The organism is Maribacter chungangensis, from assembly GCF_042676845.1.
Classification (GTDB): domain Bacteria; phylum Bacteroidota; class Bacteroidia; order Flavobacteriales; family Flavobacteriaceae; genus Maribacter; species Maribacter chungangensis.
The window spans coordinates 1-18,636 of sequence record NZ_JBHTHY010000011.1 but is presented as its reverse complement, the minus strand read 5'-3'; the positions used below and the strand labels follow the sequence as shown (position 1 = coordinate 18,636).

At 42.3% G+C, this 18,636-nt stretch carries 17 protein-coding genes; 2 read left to right on the top strand and 15 right to left on the bottom strand.

Annotation, left to right across the window (positions count from 1 at the left end; genetic code table 11):
- Positions 1 to 127: 127 nt before the first annotated feature.
- From ACFQZJ_RS12310 to ACFQZJ_RS12250, 13 genes are all read right to left on the bottom strand, one after another.
- Positions 128 to 1,480: a DEAD/DEAH box helicase gene (locus ACFQZJ_RS12310; protein WP_379934910.1), complete on the bottom strand. Its 1,353-nt coding sequence runs from the start codon at positions 1,478 to 1,480 to the stop codon at positions 128 to 130.
- Positions 1,481 to 1,818: 338 nt separating this feature from the next.
- The gene (locus ACFQZJ_RS12305; protein WP_379934909.1) at positions 1,819 to 2,466 is read right to left on the bottom strand and encodes a hypothetical protein; all 648 of its coding nucleotides are present in this window, start codon (positions 2,464 to 2,466) and stop codon (positions 1,819 to 1,821) included.
- Positions 2,467 to 2,595: 129 nt separating this feature from the next.
- Positions 2,596 to 3,522, bottom strand: coding sequence for a ClpXP adapter SpxH family protein (locus tag ACFQZJ_RS12300; RefSeq protein WP_379934908.1), 927 nt, complete (start codon positions 3,520 to 3,522; stop codon positions 2,596 to 2,598).
- A 262-nt stretch (positions 3,523 to 3,784) separates the two neighbouring features.
- Positions 3,785 to 5,083, bottom strand: a complete 1,299-nt coding sequence (locus tag ACFQZJ_RS12295; protein WP_379934906.1) for a M24 family metallopeptidase — start codon at positions 5,081 to 5,083, stop codon at positions 3,785 to 3,787.
- Between the two features lie 272 nt (positions 5,084 to 5,355).
- On the bottom strand, positions 5,356 to 5,751 hold the full coding sequence (locus ACFQZJ_RS12290) for a DUF7079 family protein (RefSeq protein ID WP_379934905.1): 396 nt from the start codon (positions 5,749 to 5,751) through the stop codon (positions 5,356 to 5,358).
- Positions 5,752 to 6,223: 472 nt separating this feature from the next.
- Positions 6,224 to 6,460, bottom strand: coding sequence for a hypothetical protein (locus ACFQZJ_RS12285; RefSeq protein ID WP_379934904.1), 237 nt, complete (start codon positions 6,458 to 6,460; stop codon positions 6,224 to 6,226).
- A gap of 444 nt (positions 6,461 to 6,904) precedes the next feature.
- Complete coding sequence (locus tag ACFQZJ_RS12280; RefSeq protein WP_379934903.1) at positions 6,905 to 7,486, bottom strand: NAD(P)H-dependent oxidoreductase; 582 nt, start codon at positions 7,484 to 7,486, stop codon at positions 6,905 to 6,907.
- Positions 7,479 to 7,865, bottom strand: a complete 387-nt coding sequence (locus ACFQZJ_RS12275; RefSeq protein ID WP_379934902.1) for a hypothetical protein — start codon at positions 7,863 to 7,865, stop codon at positions 7,479 to 7,481. Before ACFQZJ_RS12275 ends, ACFQZJ_RS12280 begins: the two co-directional genes overlap by 8 nt.
- Before the next feature lie 2 nt (positions 7,866 to 7,867).
- Complete coding sequence (locus ACFQZJ_RS12270; RefSeq protein ID WP_379934900.1) at positions 7,868 to 8,419, bottom strand: TetR/AcrR family transcriptional regulator; 552 nt, start codon at positions 8,417 to 8,419, stop codon at positions 7,868 to 7,870.
- 243 nt (positions 8,420 to 8,662) lie between these two features.
- Positions 8,663 to 9,196 carry a dihydrofolate reductase family protein gene (locus ACFQZJ_RS12265; protein ID WP_379934899.1) on the bottom strand — a complete coding sequence of 178 codons (534 nt, stop codon included), beginning with the start codon at positions 9,194 to 9,196 and terminating at the stop codon, positions 8,663 to 8,665.
- Positions 9,197 to 9,718: 522 nt separating this feature from the next.
- Positions 9,719 to 10,213, bottom strand: a complete 495-nt coding sequence (locus ACFQZJ_RS12260) for a GNAT family N-acetyltransferase (protein ID WP_379934897.1) — start codon at positions 10,211 to 10,213, stop codon at positions 9,719 to 9,721.
- Positions 10,214 to 10,326: 113 nt separating this feature from the next.
- A complete protein-coding gene (locus ACFQZJ_RS12255; RefSeq protein WP_379935305.1) occupies positions 10,327 to 12,825 on the bottom strand; it encodes an ABC transporter permease in 2,499 nt (832 codons plus the stop codon).
- 47 nt (positions 12,826 to 12,872) lie between these two features.
- Positions 12,873 to 13,562 (bottom strand): ABC transporter ATP-binding protein, encoded by a 690-nt coding sequence (locus tag ACFQZJ_RS12250; RefSeq protein WP_379934895.1) that lies wholly within the window; start codon positions 13,560 to 13,562, stop codon positions 12,873 to 12,875.
- A gap of 62 nt (positions 13,563 to 13,624) precedes the next feature.
- Here ACFQZJ_RS12250 and ACFQZJ_RS12245 point away from each other — a divergent pair, with 62 nt between their 5' ends.
- Positions 13,625 to 14,326, top strand: coding sequence for an arylesterase (locus ACFQZJ_RS12245; RefSeq protein WP_379934893.1), 702 nt, complete (start codon positions 13,625 to 13,627; stop codon positions 14,324 to 14,326).
- A gap of 22 nt (positions 14,327 to 14,348) precedes the next feature.
- Here the strand turns inward: ACFQZJ_RS12245 and ACFQZJ_RS12240 are convergent, their stop codons facing one another.
- Entirely contained in the window at positions 14,349 to 14,600 is a 252-nt protein-coding gene (locus ACFQZJ_RS12240; protein ID WP_379934891.1) for a hypothetical protein, read from the bottom strand.
- Positions 14,601 to 15,762: 1,162 nt separating this feature from the next.
- Between ACFQZJ_RS12240 and ACFQZJ_RS12235 the strand changes: the two genes are divergently transcribed.
- Entirely contained in the window at positions 15,763 to 18,240 is a 2,478-nt protein-coding gene (locus tag ACFQZJ_RS12235) for a TonB-dependent receptor domain-containing protein (RefSeq protein WP_379934890.1), read from the top strand.
- A 179-nt stretch (positions 18,241 to 18,419) separates the two neighbouring features.
- Here ACFQZJ_RS12235 and ACFQZJ_RS12230 read toward each other — a convergent pair whose 3' ends face one another.
- Positions 18,420 to 18,545 (bottom strand): hypothetical protein, encoded by a 126-nt coding sequence (locus tag ACFQZJ_RS12230; RefSeq protein WP_379934889.1) that lies wholly within the window; start codon positions 18,543 to 18,545, stop codon positions 18,420 to 18,422.
- Positions 18,546 to 18,636: the final 91 nt, after the last annotated feature.

The window sequence follows — 18,636 nt, the reverse complement described above, 5'->3', positions numbered from 1 at the left end:
AAGCCCACAGCGAGGCACGAGCGCGGACTTGTAACGTATAGCCCGACCCCTTGTGGGGCACGCCCAAATCACCTTTTTTTTACTAAGTTTTGCCATTAGCACGACTGGGGAAATAGCCAGCGGAACACTACCTTTTTTTACCTTTCTTGCCAAAGTTCTTATCGCCCCTGGTCTTGGGCTTGCTGTACTTTTTCTTGATGATGCGTTTGTAGGAACCGCCCTGATTCTGCTTACTGTTCTTGGCGGATTTTTCGTGAAAGCTGGCACCGCGTTCGTCTTCGTTCTCGCGCAATGGGTTCTCGTGCTCTACGTGTTTGGGCTGTTCGTCCCTTGTTAATCGTTTTGAGATTTCAACTGCCTTAGGCAATGGGACCGCATTAATTTCCTGCGCCATAAGGTGCTCGATCGCCTCTTTGGCTTCTTTCTCCTTTTCGGTATACAGGAGTATGGATTTCCCCTCCTTCTCCGCCCTGCCCGTTCTACCTATCCGGTGCATATAATTTTCGGGGAACGCGGGGGTGTCAAAATTGATGACATGGGAAATTTCGTCCAGATCCAGACCACGGGCCATGACATCGGTGGTGACCAGGATCCGATTCTGACCGGAATCGAACTGATTGATGGAACGCATTCTGTAATTCTGCGTTTTGTTGGAATGTATGACACAGATTTCCTCGCTAAAGAATTCTGCCAATTCCTGAAACAACAGATCTGCCGTGCGCTTGCTGGACACAAATACCAATACCTTATGAAATAGCGCTGCGTTTTGCAACAGGTGCACCAATAAATTTACCTTGGTGTAAAAGTTGGGAACGGCGTATACGGATTGTGCAATATTTTCTAATGGCGTGCCGCTTACGGCTACGGATATTTTCTTTACGCCTGCAAAGAAGTCGTTGATCAGTAATTCCACATCCTCGGTCATGGTGGCGGAGAACATGATGTTCTGTCTGCGATCGGGCAAGAGTTCAAACAGGTTGATGAGCTGAAACCGAAACCCTAGATCCAGCATAACATCGACCTCATCGATGACCAATTTTTTTATGTTCTTCAACTGCAAGGCCCTTGACAAGACCAGATCATAGAGCCGTGCCGGGGTACCTACGATAATGTCCGTTCCCAGGGCCAAGGCCTCTTTTTGTTTGTTCATGCTGGTACCTCCATACACTCCCAAGACCCTTACGGAGGCATACTTTCCCAGCTTCTCTACCTCTTCTACCACTTGCACCACCAGTTCGCGGGTAGGCACCAAAATCATGGTCCTGGGATGGATATCCTTAGAAAACTTGTGCGTGTTAAGTATGGGAAGCAGGTAGGCGAAGGTCTTTCCCGTTCCTGTTTGGGCAATTCCCACCACATCGGCGCCGCTCATGACCACAGGAAAGGCCTGTTCCTGAATGGGTGTTGGTGCACGAAACCCTAAATCCGAAAGGGCCTTCAGTAGCATATTGTTGATCTTAAAGTCGGTAAATACGGACATACATGCGGCTTCTTTGTTGCCGTTGCAAAGCTATGGGTTAATTTTAAAAATAGGGGGAATTGGTGAATAATATGTGGCGTTTAAGGCACTACCCTAGTATCACGGTCGCTTCGGCTTAGCTAACTATCTTGTATCCCGGTCTTTTTGATGTGGCCCGGGCCATGCATAGTTGCCAGAGGTGTCCCTTACCTTTGTACCTTTGCAACACCTTAGAAAATCCTGTGGCATTTTCAACGTAGGGTAAAACAGAAAATTACCCACAACCATTTCGGTATAAGGTAATTTTGTTATATTCCGAACTAAAGCCTTATCAAATTGCAGGACAAAGCCCATCTTTCTTATTCACAATTCTCGTTGTAAAAGTCCACCACCTGAAAAACATACTTAAACTCCTTTTCCATTATTTTCTTCTGTACCGCTGGGCAGTCGGAAAGGTAGTCACTAACCACTTTTTTTAATACTCGGCTTAGTCCATTCTCCGCGGGAACGAAGAAACCGTGTTTCGCTTTCTTTATCAAATCCACCGATTCCAGATCGTTGTTATCACGGTCTATCCACTCCAGTTCATAGTGCGATAATTTTCCTTTCGTTTTTACTTTTAAAAAATGTTGATCCCCTTTTTCGTCGATATAATATTTGGTGTCAAAAAGACGCCCATTATGAAACAGTTTCGTTTCTAAATCCAGTCTATAGCTTTCGTAGTCGTCTCCGTTTATGCTGTAAGAACGTATTTTTTTACGCTTGAATCTTTTTTTTCTGCCTTTTGTATCCGTCAGTCTTATTTTCTTGTAGAACTCACTCCAAGCAAATCCTTCTTTGAAGTAATCGACCTTACCGTACAAGGTGTCTCCTGTAACGAGTACCATAGTATCTAAAGGTTCGTTATTCGTAATCGCTATTGTCTTGCAGGACGAGATACCTAGAAGAACAACACTACAAAATAGATAGCTTTTAATTTTCATATAATGGTGCTGTTTATTGTTCATTTGGGGGTTTTGGGATATGGTGTACAACATGCGTATAAAGAAAACTCGAAACACATCTCGTTATTGTGCCATAACCAAAGGGACAAAACCTAAACACTGTTGGTCCAATAGACTGTCTGCCGGTATGACCTATCCTTTGCGATACCAGATGGACCCGTTCTTGGTGTTCCACTCGTCCAACTTTCCGTCTTTGGTTAGGTCGTTCAACAATTGCTCGCTTTCGGCCCTCGGGTTTCCCGATAGTTCGGAGAATTCCCGCACGGTGAGCGAAGGGTACAGGGAAAACAGGGTTTCCCACCCTTTGCCATACTCGTTTTTTATGATGTTCGGGTTTAACTTTAGGATTGCCATTTCGTAAAAAGCATAGGGCCGTGCCCCATAGACCATCTCCTTATTGCCGGCATCGTCTACAACAAAAATGGTAGGAAAACCGCGTACCCCATTTTCCCTTGCGATACCCAAATCTTCTTGAAATGCCTTTTTTGCCGTCGCATCGATATCAGCTTTTAGTTGTGAAACGTCCAGTCCCACTATTTTGGCAGCAGTGGCCAAATGCACCCATTTGGCAATGTTTTTCTTTTGTAGGAAAACCATTTCCCGTATTTCCCGCATAAACAACAAGGCCTTTTCCGCATCCTGTAACTCCGCCGCCTTAAAAGCGATGGATGGCGGATAGGACGAATCCAGCGGATCTTCCAACCAAAGATCACCGTCAATTGGCATGTCATAATGTAGGCTGACTTCGTCCCAGTGATGGGCTACGTCCGATGGTTTACTGATCCCTCCACTGTTATAGCTCCAATCCGGAAGTAGACCGCCCATACGGTATTCGATATCGATATGATCGCCATACTCCAATTTCAATTTCCGCAGTTGTGGTTCAATGCCCCAGCAAGAGGAACAGATAGGGTCTGTAAAGTACAGCAGTTTTATTTTATTTTCGGAGGCCTTTTCTGATTTTGCCGTATTCTCCTTGCTTTCCGTTCCGGGAATTTCGCAGATTCCAGTCTCCGGATCGCATATAAGCGGGTTGTTCGTTACCGTTTCCTTCTTCATTTTATTCTTTTTTAAGGTCTCTTGGGCGCAAGGCACAAAGCGACGATTTCTTGTACTGTATACCTATACAAAGGTACGCGGAAATACCTGTATTTTTAATATGGATTTCCTTTTGGGAAGTGGTTTCAGGGCGCCTTTACTTATCACTATTGCAAAATTGAAACAATAACATGTCATTTTAGCAACTTGATAATTTTTTCGTGCCCCAAAACTGTAAAGTTACATCGGAAAAATAACAGATAACCAGTGTTATGGATACCTCCTATTTGATCACTAATATCTTAGGGTTGATGGGGTACAGCCATTCGATACCGCGTTCAGTAATCAAGGCATCGTCCTCTAGGGGAACGCGTAATTTTTTACCGCCCCACTCCGGTACCTTGGTATAGGCGAACAACTCTATGGAAATGAGATTGGAGACCTTTAGCTCATAACCCAAACGCACCGGATTAAAAAAAGCGATAGACGGACCAATACCGTGTCCCCAGTTCCCGACCGAATGGCAGCCAATAATAACATCGGTCTTATCCAAATCGGTGTATTGGTTAAAGCCTTTCATTTTATTGAATCCCGCTTTGGTAAGGGCCTCATAGATGGCGTCCTCCGCCTTTTGGGCCGTAACGCCCGGTTTAATGGTCTTTTTGATGATGTCTCGAACTTTAACGCCTTGGTCAAAAGCATTTTTTATTCCGGCCGGCACTTCGGTTTCGCCTTCCTTGAGCACGTAGGCGATACGTTTCATATCGGTAAACATATTCATGAGGCCTACGCCCCAATCCAACATTAGCACATCGCCACGTTGGATGATACGATCGGTGGAAGTCGCAATTACCCCATCGGGTCCGGTTACATACACCGACGGCATCCCGAACGACGACCCTAAATTGTTCTTGAATTGCTCGTCTTTCATAAACCAGGCCACATCTTCCAAGGTGGTAACGCCCGGCGTGATCACAGCATTGGAAAATGCCTTTTCTGCAATGGTATACGAAAACTCGCCCGCTTCCCCATAAATGGCTATTTCACTCGCCACCCGTCTGGACCTGAAATCGGAAACCAATTTTTCTGCGGAGACAAAACGTTTGGCATATTCGGCTCCTAAAATTTCGGTCAGTTCCAGGTAGGCGGAATGGGTCAAGCCGTCCGCGCCACCAAAATTTTTGGAGATATTAAGTCCGATCCTTTTGGGGTCACGCTTAGTTACAAATTCCCTAAGTTCCTCCGCGCTTCCGTAGTAATCATAAGTATCACCTTCTTCTAACAAATAACCTCCAACGCCAAGGGCGGCCCGTTCAATGCGTTCTTCCCCAATATCCGTAAAAATGTAATAGGCATTACTGGTCACGTAGCCCTCGCCCATGTCGGTATATAAGGGGTCTAGATTTCCCTCGCGATTGGTCACGATCCACATGTCTATCTTGTTATCGCGCATGGCCTCTGGCAAGACCAGGTCAAATTTATCCGCACGTACCTGATTTAGTTTGCGCCAACGGCGCATGGCTTCCTGTCCAAAGGTTTGTGCGGTAATCAGTAGGGCTAAGAAGAATACGATGTTTCTCATGGTTGGTGGTTTTACGTTGGCTTAAAAATAGGAAAACTAAACTACCATCGACTAAAGACAGATGGGTTTTATTTCGCCTAAAGGCGACTAAAGAACCGAAACCCCAAAATTTTACGACCTAATAACTATTAACCAATAACTATTCCAGGAGCTACTAAAGTCGTCGCCTGAGGGCGAGGGATTTTCCCCCAGAATGATACAATAAAAATTAAATGGACGTACGCATACGCTCTTTTTTAATTCGTTATAGTTGTGTCCAAAGGGCAGGTATTCTAGGCCAAAGAATCGGGGGTAGCGGTCAGCTCCGTGTATATTTCTTCCAGTTTTTGCCAGTATGTTTTTTGCATCCATTTACCCATCCTCCACCGAATTGAAATCCCAATTTTTTTGATTTTTGATTGCCTTTTTAATGCCTCCTTGATTTCTTTGACCAACCATTCTTCTTGAAAACCGGACCATACACCTGCTACGCTTAACAGATTGTACTGTAACACAGGAAAAACCTCGTAGGTATTTATTTGCTTAACTTCATCAAAGGTATATGGACTTTCCATGATTACACGGGCAATATATCGGAAATCATGTGCTTGTAATTCCGTATCCAAATACAATTCCGACAAGGCTATCCAAATAGGTTTACGCTCTTCATAATTTACGCTATCGATCATTTGAATAAATATATTATGCCTAGGGATGTGTTACTTTTTGCCGGAGTTCCTATGGTATCCCGTTAATAGCCCTATAAGCAGGCCAAAGAGCGAAAAATTCCATAAAAACCACCAAACCCTTAAACCTTCCCCATCGGCGTTTCTCACTGTGGAGGGCATGCTCGCGTTAGCGGTAGGCTATTTTCGCAATATTCTTTCTGATCTTTTCGGGTCTTGTCTGCTGTCCCAAATTGTAAGAATCAATAATGCGGTCTTTTAAATCAACTTAATAAATTATTTAGATAATCTCCAACGATTTTAATTCGTGCGTTTTTGTCATCTGTGGGTTTACCAATTTCTGGGTATTCCGATATTAGTATTACAGCCGCTTTGAAAAGTTCGTTCAGCGTTTAGCTGTAGCGGTTGGATTTGTTTCTTTTATTCCAATATTTAAAAATTTCTTTTCTGTCGGTTTGCGCTATTTTCGACCAAATTATTTGTTTAACGATTCATCAATCTCTTGGTTTGCTTGTTCATTTGTCAAACAGTCGCCATTTTTAATTTGTTCTCTTGCCTTGGTAATTGCAGATTTTTGTTTCGAATTGAGCTTGTAGGTTTCTTCGATCTCGTTTTCGAGATTTAAGAAACAATAAAATTCCTCAAATAGTTTTTTGTTCTTAGATAGGTTAATCTCGTTAATTAATTTCCTTTTAATTTCTATTGTTTTCATAACGCAAATATTTTAAACAAGATAATATTTTTTGTCAAGTAGATACGAAGCTTTTTAATTTCCAGATATAGTCAATTTTAGTACGATAATTTTTAGCTTACCGCTAAGGCTAAGATATAAATCAGATAATCTGTATATCTTTTCTATGTAGAACTAACATAAGAGATCTGCCAATGCAACATTAAAAAAACGCCCACTACCTCCCCTCCTTTCGAAGCACCTGCAACAGCGGACGATGCGACACACCCCTACTGTTGAAAAGCTCTATGGCGCAAAAAGAGGGGGCCAATCCCTAGGGGCTTCATTTTACTTAGTTGTGAAACTATTATCTGCTACTTACTGTGGGTTTCTTACCTGGAGGGCACGAGCAGAAAGATGCTCGCGCTAGCGGGGTAGCCTGCCGATAGACGGCTATGATTTCATATACAGTGTTGTAGCCAATTATCATTTATTCTGTTCGCCAAGTTTTTCAACTTTATTCAACCATTTCTTTCGCCATTCTTCCTTTGACAATCTTAACGGTCCAATTGATGTGATTTTTACGGACTTAACTCCAATGAAATTCATTGTTAGTTTTTTCATTGCACTGTGAGATGGACTTCTGTTTATTAGTCGGTAATACCAACTTGGTTGATCCATCGTACAAATCAATCGAGATGTTTTTCCTGTAAAGTATTTGTCCCACCATACAGAACCTTCTCTTTTCCTAAATGCAAATCCAGGAAGAAGAACTCTGTCTAAAAAACCTTTCATAATTGCAGGAACTGAACCCCACCAGACAGGATAAAACCAAACAATATGGTTAGCCCATTTTAAAGTCTCTTGTGCCTTTATTAAATCAGGTTCAAGTTTTGTTCGCTTCCTATATCCATATTGAAGATTAGGGTTAAAGTTTAGGTCTCTAATTATTATTTCCTGAAATTCGGAATCTGATTTACCCACTCCTTTCTTATACGCCTGTGCCAAAGCAAAATTGAAGCTCTCTTTATCTGGGTGTCCGATTATAATTACTATCCGCTTACTCATCGTCAGTTGGTTTTCGTAGTCCAAATAATAGTAGCACTCCAATCGGCATCAATAATATCCATTGGGGTGCAAATATTCCAAACCACACACTTATCCCTATGAACGGAATACCCGATAATATGTAGAAAATGGCAAGTGATTTGAGTTTTTGAAAATTTTGATCACCCCTATTCCTAAACCCTGATTGAAGGACGATGAAAGCCGTGTAAAACAAAAGAATGGTAACAATATGCCAAGCCCCAGTTAATTCACCTTTTTGTTGAAGAGTTAGACTACTACCCAACAACGGATTAACCAGATCTATTTGTCCAGCAATTAAGTGAAGGAATGCGGTTAAGAGGTTTAGGGTTCCTGCTATTTTAATGTATCTATTTTTCATTATTAGAATTTTATAAAATGGCTTAATTCACTTTTTACTTGTGTCACGTAGTTTGAATTCTGTTTCTTGTACCTAATCATTTCGTGATACCCGATTAAATACTTATAAAATATGTTTGATTTGACTCTAGCTTCAGATTTTGGGTAGCCTAATTGGCAAAGAGTATCTGCAGTAAAATCTATACGCTGCTTATCTAATTCTTCTATTTTGTCTGCGATCGACTTATTGGATCTTGCATATTTCTTGAGGTAAAAAAAGAAGTCCATCTCATTGTCCTTTAGAAATGAAAGTTCAATTAATTTTTCAAATCTGCTTCTTGGATTTACATTATTCCGGACCAATGAAATTATTTTTGAAGTGCTTTCAATTTCCCAAAAATTGATTATCGATTGAATAAATGCTTTCTTAGTTGAGAAATGCCAATAGAAACTAGATTTATTTACTTTCAGCTTCTTTGCCATACTTTCGATTACAATTCCCGAAATTCCTTTATCAGAGAATTGCCTGTATCCCAGCTTAATCCAATCTTCTTTTGTTGCGATTATTTTCGGCATTCTATTAAACGTTTGCGTCTATTTGGTAAATGTAATACAATATTTTAATAAACGATACCGTCTAATAGGATTTGTTCTCTAATTCTTACTAACGTTCGCTAGGGAAATCAATTTGTCGAGCAGAAGTTTCTATTTTTCTCTTAAAATTTTGGTCGGTGGATTTTTCAACATTAGGCACAACGTTTTGGCTATGCGCAGTGTCCCGCAGGACATTGCGTATAGGTGTTGTTTTGGCTAGTACTTTTATTTTTCAATGTCATATGTTAGGATTTTGAGTCCATCATCAAATGATTCGGTTTCTTTTAGGTTCCATTTCGCTTTAGTTTGTGAGTTGCCAAAAAGTCTAATTCCGTTTCCAAGAATAATTGGATTTAATTTCAATTTCAACTGGTCGATAAGTCCGTTGTCAAAAAGCCAACCTGCAAATTCTCCACCACCACACAAGTATATGTCAGACTGGGCTGACTCTTTTATTTCCTTAATTCGGTCAATAGATTTTTTCTCAATGTGAACTGTATCAGCCAAGGTTTCAATTTTCAATGAATCTGAAAAAATGAAGTGTTCCATATGCGGATATGCAGGTTTACCTGGTTCAAGTCCATATTTATATCCAAATTCGTAGGTTCTTCGACCCATTATCACAGTCCTAAAATTTTGTAGGTCAGCTAAATATTTGTCCACGCCTTTTCCACCTGCTGCATAATCGCCTATGTCGTCATTTTTTCCTGCTATGAATCCATCAATTGAACTTGCTACGTAGTAAATTATTCTTGTCATTTATTTCGTCTCTTTTTGTATTAGCCACAACGTATGGATATAGATAATATGATCTATATAATCTTTTATATGTGTAACCAAGATACTAAATCCAAACATTCAATCTCCAGAAAACACCAACTACCTCCCCTCCTTTCGAAGCACCTGCAACGGCGGACTATGCAATACACTCCTGCTGTTGGAAAGCCCTATGGCGCAAAAAGAGGGGACAAATCCCTCGGGGCTTCATTTTATTTAGTTGTGAAACTATTATCTGCAACTTACTGTGGGTTTCTTACTGTGGAGGGCACGAGCAGAAAGATGCTCGCGCTAGCGGGTAACTATTGTAATCCTACGGTTGTGGCCACCAGGTACAAACTGGCGGTAGCGGGGCGCTAGCATTCACGCTGCTGTTGACATACTGGCGACAGCGGGGGGGTTGGTTTTTTAGGCTAGTTATTGTAGTCCTACGGTTGTGGCCTCCAGTTACAAACTGGCGGTAGCGGGGGTAAAGTCGATTTGCATAATATTTACCTTTTAATTTTAAATCCCGTCCGAACTTAATTCCAACCGCATAACGACTGATTTTTCCGTTTCTTTCATTGTTGTAAATCCAATTTTTTTATAAAGTCCAATTGCTAAATTCTTTTTGTCAACGCTCAAGGATAGAGTTTTTATGTTTAATCCGCTGTAGTATTCCGCAATATTGTAAATTAATTTAGTTCCAATTCCTTTGTTTCTATGCTGTTCTTTTACAGCAATGCTAAGTTCAGGTGTTTCAGTATCTAAAAATCCGTATCCTTTGTTGTATTCGTCAAAAATTCGTCCCCAACAGGCTCCTATGAGTTCTTCATTTTCTACGGCTACTAAACATAAATCATATTCATTCGACCCGAAATTTGTTATGTATTTTGCCAAACTTGGTTCTTCAATAATAAATTTTGGTAGTTTCGGTTGTCCCTCTTCCACAAAAATCGCATCATAAAGCATTTCCTTTAAGAATCCAATTTCACTTTTCGCTATTTCTCGAATTATCAATTACGCTTTTTTTAATGGCTTAACAGTATGGATATAGCCAATATGATCTATATAAGCTTTTATATGGCAACCAAGATACTAAATCCAAGCATTCAATTTACAGAAAACGCCAACTACCTCCCCTCCTTCCGAAGCACCTGCAACGGCGGACTTTGCAACACACTCCTGCTGTTGGAAAGCCCTATGGCCAAAACGAGCAGGGTGATCCCCGGCAGCACTACCAAGAAGGGCACCCAAGACGGTACAAAGGCGGTATCGAACACAAAAAAGGCCAATAACTGACTCCCCACCAAGGACAATAAAATACCGATCCCGCTTCCTAGAACGCCCAGGTACAGATACTCTAAAGCCGTAATCTTCAGGATCTGTCCGCTTTTGGCTCCCAAGGTACGCAGGAGGACACTTTCCCGAATACGTTGGTACTTGCTATTACGCACGGAGCCTATCAACACAATAATTCCCGTGATAATACTAAAAAAGGCCATAAAACTAATGACCCAAGAAATCTTGTCCAGGATCCCTTCTACCAGTTCCAATACCTGCCGCAAATCCAAAACGGAGACATTGGGGAACTTCTGCACGAGTTCTTGCTGCAGGGAAGCGGAGGTGGCCTTATCCGGGGCATTGGTGCTGAGTACGTGAAACTGGGGCGCCTTTTCCAAGACCCCACTGGGAAAGACAATATTGAAATTCATTTGCATGCGTCCCCAATCTATTTGGCGAATGCTGGCAACAACGGTTTCCATCAACATACCCTGGACATTGAACTGTAGGGTATCGCCCAACACTACTTGGGCATCTTCGGCCACGTTTTCGGATATGGAAATGGGAACGGGACGCTTGGCCGCAACCTTTGGTTCCCACTCACCGGCAACCAATTTTTCGGAGGCCATTAGGGAGTCGCGATAGGTTACGCGAAACTCATGGTTCAATACCCAGCGGCGCATGGTGCCGGTGCTGTCCAAACGGAGTTCGTTTACACTGCGGTCCTTTATCTTTTGAATGCGCATCGTAATAATGGGAATATTATCCAAAATGGGCAATCCCCTGGGTGCAATGGTCTGTGCAACGGCCTCTTTTTGGTGGCTCTGCACATCAAAAAGGATGATGTTGGGGGTTTGCGCGCTACTTTCCATCGTAGCCTTGGCCAATAGAAAATCCTTGGTAAAATATAAGGTACTGATCAAAAAAGTACCAATACCGATAGCCAAGATAAGTACGGCGGTCTGGTTATTGGGCCGGAACAGATTCAATAGACTCTGCCGTGCGGAAAAACTCCACGATTTGGGAAAATAGCGTTTTACCAAGCGCATGAAGAGCAGCGCAATACCGCCCAATACCGCAAAGGTAAAGGCGATACCCAACACAAAACCGGCGGCATAACCTAAGTTGTTCAACAACCAATAGGCAAAAAGGAAGACAAAAACAACAATGGCAATAAGCACGCCTATCTGAGCGGGCCGTGATCTGGCCCCCACATTTTCCTGTACGCGCAAGACCTGTAAGGGCGAAACATACCAGGTATTGATCAAGGGCGACAAGGCAAACAAGACCGACATGAACACACCCAACAGAAGTCCCACCGCAATGGCCTGGTAGGAGGTGCCTATGACAACTTCAAAAGGTAAAAATTCCTGTAAAATCAACGGAAACGATTGCTGTAATAGCAAGCCAACACCGGTTCCTATGATACCTCCGATAAGGCCCATGCCCGCAATCTGTATGAGAAAAATCAAAAAGGTCTGCTTTCTGCTGGCGCCCATACATTTTAACACGGCTACGGCCCGTAGCTTTTCCTTGATATAAATATGGACGGAACTGGCAATACCCACACAGCCCAATAATAGGGCTATAAAAGCGACCAGGTTTAAAAACCGACCTACATTATTGTACCGCCTTCCCAAACGTTCGCTGGTAGCCGTATGGGTATCCATATCGGCATTTTCAGCGTCCAATAGGGGATCTACTATTTCGTCCAAAGCAGTTAAATCGGCCTCGGTATTTTTAAAATAGTAGGCGTAGGTTACCCTGCTCCCCTTCTCCAAGAGTCCGCTCGCTTCCATGAACTTATAGGGCACCATGATGGGAGGTGCCACCGAGGCGCTTATTCCGGTACTACCCGGTGCGGTAATCAAGGACCCGATAATCGGAAATTTGGTGGTGCCAAGGGTAACACTATCGCCAGGTTGTAGCCCAAACTGTAGCATTACGGTAGCATCTACCAAAGCACCTTCCTTTTGTTGGTAGGTGCTTGCGGCTTCCTTGGGTTCCGTTTCCAGTTCGCCATAAAAGGGAAATCCGCCTTCAACCCCGCGTACTTGTACAAATTTGCTGGCGTTGTCTTTTGAAAAGGCGGCCATGGAAGCGAATTTTACTTCCATCGCATCCGAACCGCCAAGGGAGTCTATGATCTGCACCACCCGTTCGTTTGCGGGTTGGTTGCTATCGATTAGAAAATCCGCACCCATCAAGGCCTTGGATTGTAGGCCGATGTTCTCTTCCAAGTTCTGACTAAAGGACTGTATGGAAACCACGGCGGCAATCCCTAAAATAATGGATGCCATAAACAACAGTAATCGTTTTCCGCTCGCTTTTCCGTCTCTCCATGCCATTTTTAGCAACCAGCTAAAAGGGGCTTTGTTCTGTTTTGTAGTAGTGCTCAAGATACGGTCGTAGTTTCGTTCGCGATTATTTTTCCGCCTTTTAAACGCAGGACGTGATTGTTCAATCTGGCGAGATCCAGATCGTGGGTTACGATGACCAGGGTGGTGCCTGCTTCTTTATTCAGGTCGAACAATAATTTAATGACCTTCTCCCCTGTTTCCTCGTCCAAATTTCCTGTAGGTTCATCCGCAAATAAAATATCGGGTTTGGTAGAAAACGCCCTTGCCAGGGCCACTCGCTGTTGTTCCCCGCCCGATAATTGGGAGGGATAGTGATCATAACGATCCCCCAAACCTACTTTCTGTAAAAGTTCCAAAGCCACGGCAGCGGCATTGGACGCCCCTTGCAGTTCCAAGGGAACACTTACGTTTTCCAAGGCGGTGAGTGTTGGCAACAATTGAAAATCCTGAAAAATAAAGCCTACTTTCTGGTTGCGTAAAAAGGCGCGTTCGTCCTCGTTCAAGCTGCCCAGATCTTCCCCACACAGGGTCACGGTTCCGTCATCGGAGCGGTCCAGTCCGGCGCAAAGGCCCAATAAGGTTGTTTTTCCACTGCCCGAGGGCCCTACAATCGCGAAGGTATCACCGGCTTCTATACTAAAGGAAATATCGTCTAAAACAGTTAAATCTTTGGAACCACTGGTATAGGTTTTCCGTAGCTTACTTACGTTTAATATCTTTGTCATAACTCATTTTCGGTCAAGCACCCAAAATAAGGAAATGATTTCAATTTAAAGTGGAGATGTGTATGGACAGAGTATTAAAGTTTCGTTATTTTTTGGTGGCGCTCCTGTTGTGGAACTGCGGAGAAACCCCAAAACAGCAGAAAACAGAAGATACCCCTACCACCAAAACGGAAGAAACCAATAGCGTTGCTACGGAAACCGAAGAAACAGACGACGCCGTTATCCTTTTTTTTGGCAACAGCCTTACCGCTGCCTATGGTTTGGATACCGAGGAAGGTTTCCCCAATCAAATTCAACTAAAGATAGATTCCCTGGGATTGAACTATACGGTGATAAATTCCGGACTCAGTGGCGAAACCACGGCGGGCGGGCGCAACCGACTGGATTGGGTATTGAACCAAGAAGTGGATATTTTTGTACTGGAACTTGGGGCCAACGACGGACTACGGGGTATTCCCCTAACGGAAACACGCGCCAACCTACAGGCCATGATCGATTTGGTGCGGGAGAAAAACCCGGAAACCCGTATTGTTTTGGCCGGCATGCAGATTCCCCCAAACATGGGAATGGAGTATACGACGGAATTTAGGAATATCTATCCGGAACTGGCCAAGGCAAACGATGTTGCCCTGATTCCCTTTTTACTGGAAGGGGTTGCCGGCGTACCGGAACTAAACTTGGAAGATGGGATACACCCCACTGCTGATGGTCAAAAAATTGTTGCGAATACCGTTTGGCAAGTATTGAAACCCATTCTGAAATAGCTTGGTCGAAATTTTTCATGGTTTAGGCTAATTTTGGATTTCTTGTTTTTACCTTAAAACTCAAGGCGCGCTTTACCCTGGAATTTTTCATAACGAAAATTCCGGCTGTGGCATTCGTCCCCTCTAGTGAAAAGTTTGATGGTACAACTGTAGCAATTGAAAAACTCAGGGTTTCTACTTTTACTTCTTTGGCCGGGCCGTTTAAGTTTTGGTCCTGCGCTACCGCAGTTGAAACGCTAAAAAGAAAAAGAAATGAAAAAAATACAATTCGCATGGTAGGTAATTTGGTTTCTATATAACTCTACATACAAGGGTTATAGAATTTCCCTTTCGACAAATGGGTCGGTTTTACCGATGAACTTCAAACTATTCGATGAACTACGGTATCTGTAAGAGAAATTCCTACAAAGCGTTTTGTATTTAATCGATATAATATGACCTTTAATCGATTTATTAGTATTTTTCTTACAAAATAATAAGTAACATAATGATTTCGGCTATTTTACTATCCTATTCATCTTGATGCGGCATCCCTAAAACTTCCAGTTAGCTGCCAAAAGATGGATTAACTTGAATATGAAGTGTTAACCCAATTATCCGTAAACACCAGAGTGACTTTTTAAATGCTCCTCCTTTATTTTCAAAGGGAGGTGGCGCCAATTTATCGGGGACGGAGGCTTTAACCCACAACCTTGCTCAGGAACAGCTTTCTTTTCTTGCTGGAACGGCACTGCTCATGTGCCTATTAATACGTGAGCATCTTTACGGGTCAAACCCCTCTTTCTCCGCCAAAGGCGGATTCATTCTCACCTTTGTCCAAAGTGGAGAGCCAAAAAAAAGTTCTGCCATTATTTCTGTAGGTAAGTATTTTGAACATTGAAATTTAACATAAGATGGATGGGCTTAAGACGTAGAACTTTTTCCGTGTAATTATCACTATTGTTGCTATTCACTACTGATGTATGGTGTTGAAAACATTTTTTGTCTTAAGTCCTAGGTCTAATAGTCCTACGTCAAAATCATTCGAGGTTCAAAACCCTAATTCCAAATCTCCTTGATTATAAGCTCCTCCCTTTGGATAAAGGGAGGTGTCCGCTTGCGGACGGAGGGTTTGACCCGCAAACTTGCTCAGGAACAGGTTGTTTTTCTGGCTGGGACGGCAAAGCAGTACGTGGTCAAACCCTCCGCATTCGCTAAAGCGAAGCCACCTCCCTTCGCCTGAAGGGAGAAGCTTCTCTCGGTCTTTAAATTAACCCTAATAAATCTATGCAGCAGCTAACTACCAATAGACTAGTTCAAAAACCATTTTCTGTACTACCCTAAAATCAATAAAGAAAATGAACAACCTTTCAGCTAATTGTAAAGAATTATAAGACTTCTTTACAGCTATAGAATTATCGCTTATTTTTAAACTTTTCAACCTACCGAAACACAAAATGAAATTCAAGTATATCTTCCTAGTTACAATATTATTACACCTAACAAGCGTTTCGGCACAAAGCATTACAGCCAAATTAATCGATACCAATACCCAAGAACCGCTAGAATATGCTACAGCAGCTTTGTACGACCAACAGAGCGAGGCTTTGATTACAGGAGTGATTACAGCATCGGACGGAAGTTTTACAATAGCATCTATAAAGGAAGGCACCTATTTCTTAGAAGTCTCCTTTATAGGCTATGCCAAACAACGCATAGAAAATATCGACCTATCAAAAAATGAAGCAGTTTTAGATCTAGGGACAATCGCCTTGGTTCTGGGTGCCAATCAGCTAAATGAAGTCGTGGTCGTTACAGAAAGTGCAACCCTTATCAACAAAATAGATAGGCAAGTATTCGATGCCAAAAAATTCCAAAATGCACAAGGCGGCACGGCAACCGATGTGTTACGCAACCTACCATCGGTCTCCGTGAACGGACTTGGCGGGTTGCAGGTACGGGGAAGTTCCGGTTTTGTGGTGCTGCTTAATGGCAAACCCGTGCAAGGAAATGCAACAACGCTTTTGGATCAGTTACCGGCAAATTCGGTGGAGCGTGTGGAAGTCATCACGGCACCATCCGCCAAATACGACCCCGAAGGGAAATCGGGCATCCTCAACATTCTTACAAAGAAAGGAGCTGCCAACGGTACTTTTGCCCAGGTAAATGTACGTGCGGGAATGCCGTCCATAGAATCTTATGCCAATACCAAAGCCCCGCAACGTTATGGTTTGGATGCGACCTATACATTACGAACGGATAAATGGAACTTTGCTTTTGGTGCCAACTATCAACGAAACGACCTGGCCGGAAGACGCGAAGGGGACGTTTTTACCATCATTAACGATACGCTGACCCAATTCCCATCGGACGGGGAACGCAGTTTTGATGAACTTAATTATAGCGGTCGCTTTACCATAGATTACTTACCGGACGAAGAAAATAGCTTTTCATTAGGTTTCTATGGTGGCAAGCGAAGTAAAGACCGCACCGCAGATATCCTATACTTTAACAACACGGCACGTACACCGGTAATCAATGGCAGTACGTTATATGACTTTCAATATTTTAACGAAAACCTAAGGATTAGAAAAGGTGATTTTGTCTTGGGGAGTTTTGACTATGCGCACGTTTTTGGCAATTTATCCCGATTAACTACTTCCTTTTTATTCGAATATACGCTCTTGGGCGGCCCAACTACAAATCGTAATCTAGGTTTTCCCGACACATCGATTGTTTTACAGGACGAATTCAATACAAACGATAACCCGCTATACGGCACTCGTTTTTCAATTGATTACGAATGGAAGCCCTTTTCTTTTGGAACCCTGGAAACCGGATATCAATATAGAAGTCTGGACCACAAAGGAGATTTTATTTATGAACGGCGCAACAATGACACTGGAGTTTTTGAGCTAGTACCCGAATTTTCAAGTGCGGTAGACCTGGGCCGAACGATACATTCTGGCTATGCCCAACTAAACGGTACCAAAGACCAATGGGACTATGCTGCAGGTCTAAGGCTAGAAGCTATGGATCGTAACTTTGACCTAAGGGACCGTAACAATACCATAGATACTACCTATACCTATAATTTTGTTCGCCCTTTTCCATCCGCATCTGTCCAATTTACTACGACAAAAAACACAAAACTTAAAGCCGCGTACAGTAAGCGGATAGAACGTACCACTACCTTTAAAATGAACCCTTTTCCAGAACGGGAACATTCGGAAACCTTAGAGCAGGGAGACCCGGAACTCTTGCCGGAGTTTATAGATTTGTTAGAACTGGGACTTAGCCGAAACCTTAAGGGCGGCAATTCCCTGTTTGCGACGGCATATTATAGAAACGTAAAAAATGTAGTAAATAGGGTAAACACTATTTTTAATGATAGTATCCTCAACCGTATTTATTCCAACGTAGGTCGCGGGCGGGCATTGGGTCTGGAATTGGGAAGTGAATTTAAACCTACAAAAAATTGGAGCAACTTTTTGGGAGCCAACTTTTATACCTATTCCATTGATGGATGTTTTGACAATAAACCCATATCAACAAGTGCTTTTAACTTTTCTATAAATGCGAATAGCACATTACGATTTTCCGACAGCGCATCCCTACAGTTTACATTTAATTATTTATCCGCCAGAAATACGGCCCAAGGTGAAGATTCGGAATTCTATTCACCGAATTTGACATTTCGAAAATCGTTTTTGGAAAATAGATTGATAGCCACACTACAATGGCAACAAATAGATTTAGGAGTACTCAATTCAAACGAACAACGAATTACCACCGCAAGGCGAGGTGAATTTTTTACCACCACAAATTATGTGTACGAAGTAGATATGGTGTTGCTGAATCTATCCTATTCCTTTAACAAGAATAAAAACGAATCTAAGTTTATAGAAAGCGAGTTTGGTAAGCGTGAGTTTTAGGTGTTTTGTTTATACCCTATGCTATGTGGCTAACTGTTTTAAAGAATAGTATTTAAAAAATAGGTTTTTAAAATAACCAAGGTGACAAGATTAAAAACCTGGCAGGTCTAAAGTAGAACAATCAAAGAACTTTGATCATCAAAATATAGTACGATGAATTCTTGTTTTTTTAGATTGATTTATCTCTCGGAGTTATCATCTCTTCTCACATAAACCAAAACCATTTTTGCCTCACGTTTGGGCTGTTGAGCTACGATTACTTTATCTAGCAAGCTCTTGATATTTTCAATAATTAAATTTTTCATCTGTATTGATTTTAGTTGGTCTGCATTAAGCCATCTTAGCCTTGTTTCTTTTTGTAGTAAAAGATAATGCCTTAGTTACTCTAGCATTTTT

Coding starts and splice junctions, on each gene's coding strand:
- ACFQZJ_RS12240 (WP_379934891.1), bottom strand. CDS start 14,600: ATGCGAATTGTATTTTTTTCATTTCTTTTTCTTTTTAGCGTTTCAACT.
- ACFQZJ_RS12255 (WP_379935305.1), bottom strand. CDS start 12,825: ATGGCATGGAGAGACGGAAAAGCGAGCGGAAAACGATTACTGTTGTTT.
- ACFQZJ_RS12280 (WP_379934903.1), bottom strand. CDS start 7,486: ATGAGTAAGCGGATAGTAATTATAATCGGACACCCAGATAAAGAGAGC.
- ACFQZJ_RS12305 (WP_379934909.1), bottom strand. CDS start 2,466: ATGAACAATAAACAGCACCATTATATGAAAATTAAAAGCTATCTATTT.
- ACFQZJ_RS12285 (WP_379934904.1), bottom strand. CDS start 6,460: ATGAAAACAATAGAAATTAAAAGGAAATTAATTAACGAGATTAACCTA.
- ACFQZJ_RS12235 (WP_379934890.1), top strand. CDS start 15,763: ATGAAATTCAAGTATATCTTCCTAGTTACAATATTATTACACCTAACA.
- ACFQZJ_RS12270 (WP_379934900.1), bottom strand. CDS start 8,419: ATGCCGAAAATAATCGCAACAAAAGAAGATTGGATTAAGCTGGGATAC.
- ACFQZJ_RS12245 (WP_379934893.1), top strand. CDS start 13,625: ATGGACAGAGTATTAAAGTTTCGTTATTTTTTGGTGGCGCTCCTGTTG.
- ACFQZJ_RS12310 (WP_379934910.1), bottom strand. CDS start 1,480: ATGTCCGTATTTACCGACTTTAAGATCAACAATATGCTACTGAAGGCC.
- ACFQZJ_RS12290 (WP_379934905.1), bottom strand. CDS start 5,751: ATGATCGATAGCGTAAATTATGAAGAGCGTAAACCTATTTGGATAGCC.
- ACFQZJ_RS12275 (WP_379934902.1), bottom strand. CDS start 7,865: ATGAAAAATAGATACATTAAAATAGCAGGAACCCTAAACCTCTTAACC.
- ACFQZJ_RS12230 (WP_379934889.1), bottom strand. CDS start 18,545: ATGAAAAATTTAATTATTGAAAATATCAAGAGCTTGCTAGATAAAGTA.
- ACFQZJ_RS12295 (WP_379934906.1), bottom strand. CDS start 5,083: ATGAGAAACATCGTATTCTTCTTAGCCCTACTGATTACCGCACAAACC.
- ACFQZJ_RS12265 (WP_379934899.1), bottom strand. CDS start 9,196: ATGACAAGAATAATTTACTACGTAGCAAGTTCAATTGATGGATTCATA.
- ACFQZJ_RS12250 (WP_379934895.1), bottom strand. CDS start 13,562: ATGACAAAGATATTAAACGTAAGTAAGCTACGGAAAACCTATACCAGT.
- ACFQZJ_RS12300 (WP_379934908.1), bottom strand. CDS start 3,522: ATGAAGAAGGAAACGGTAACGAACAACCCGCTTATATGCGATCCGGAG.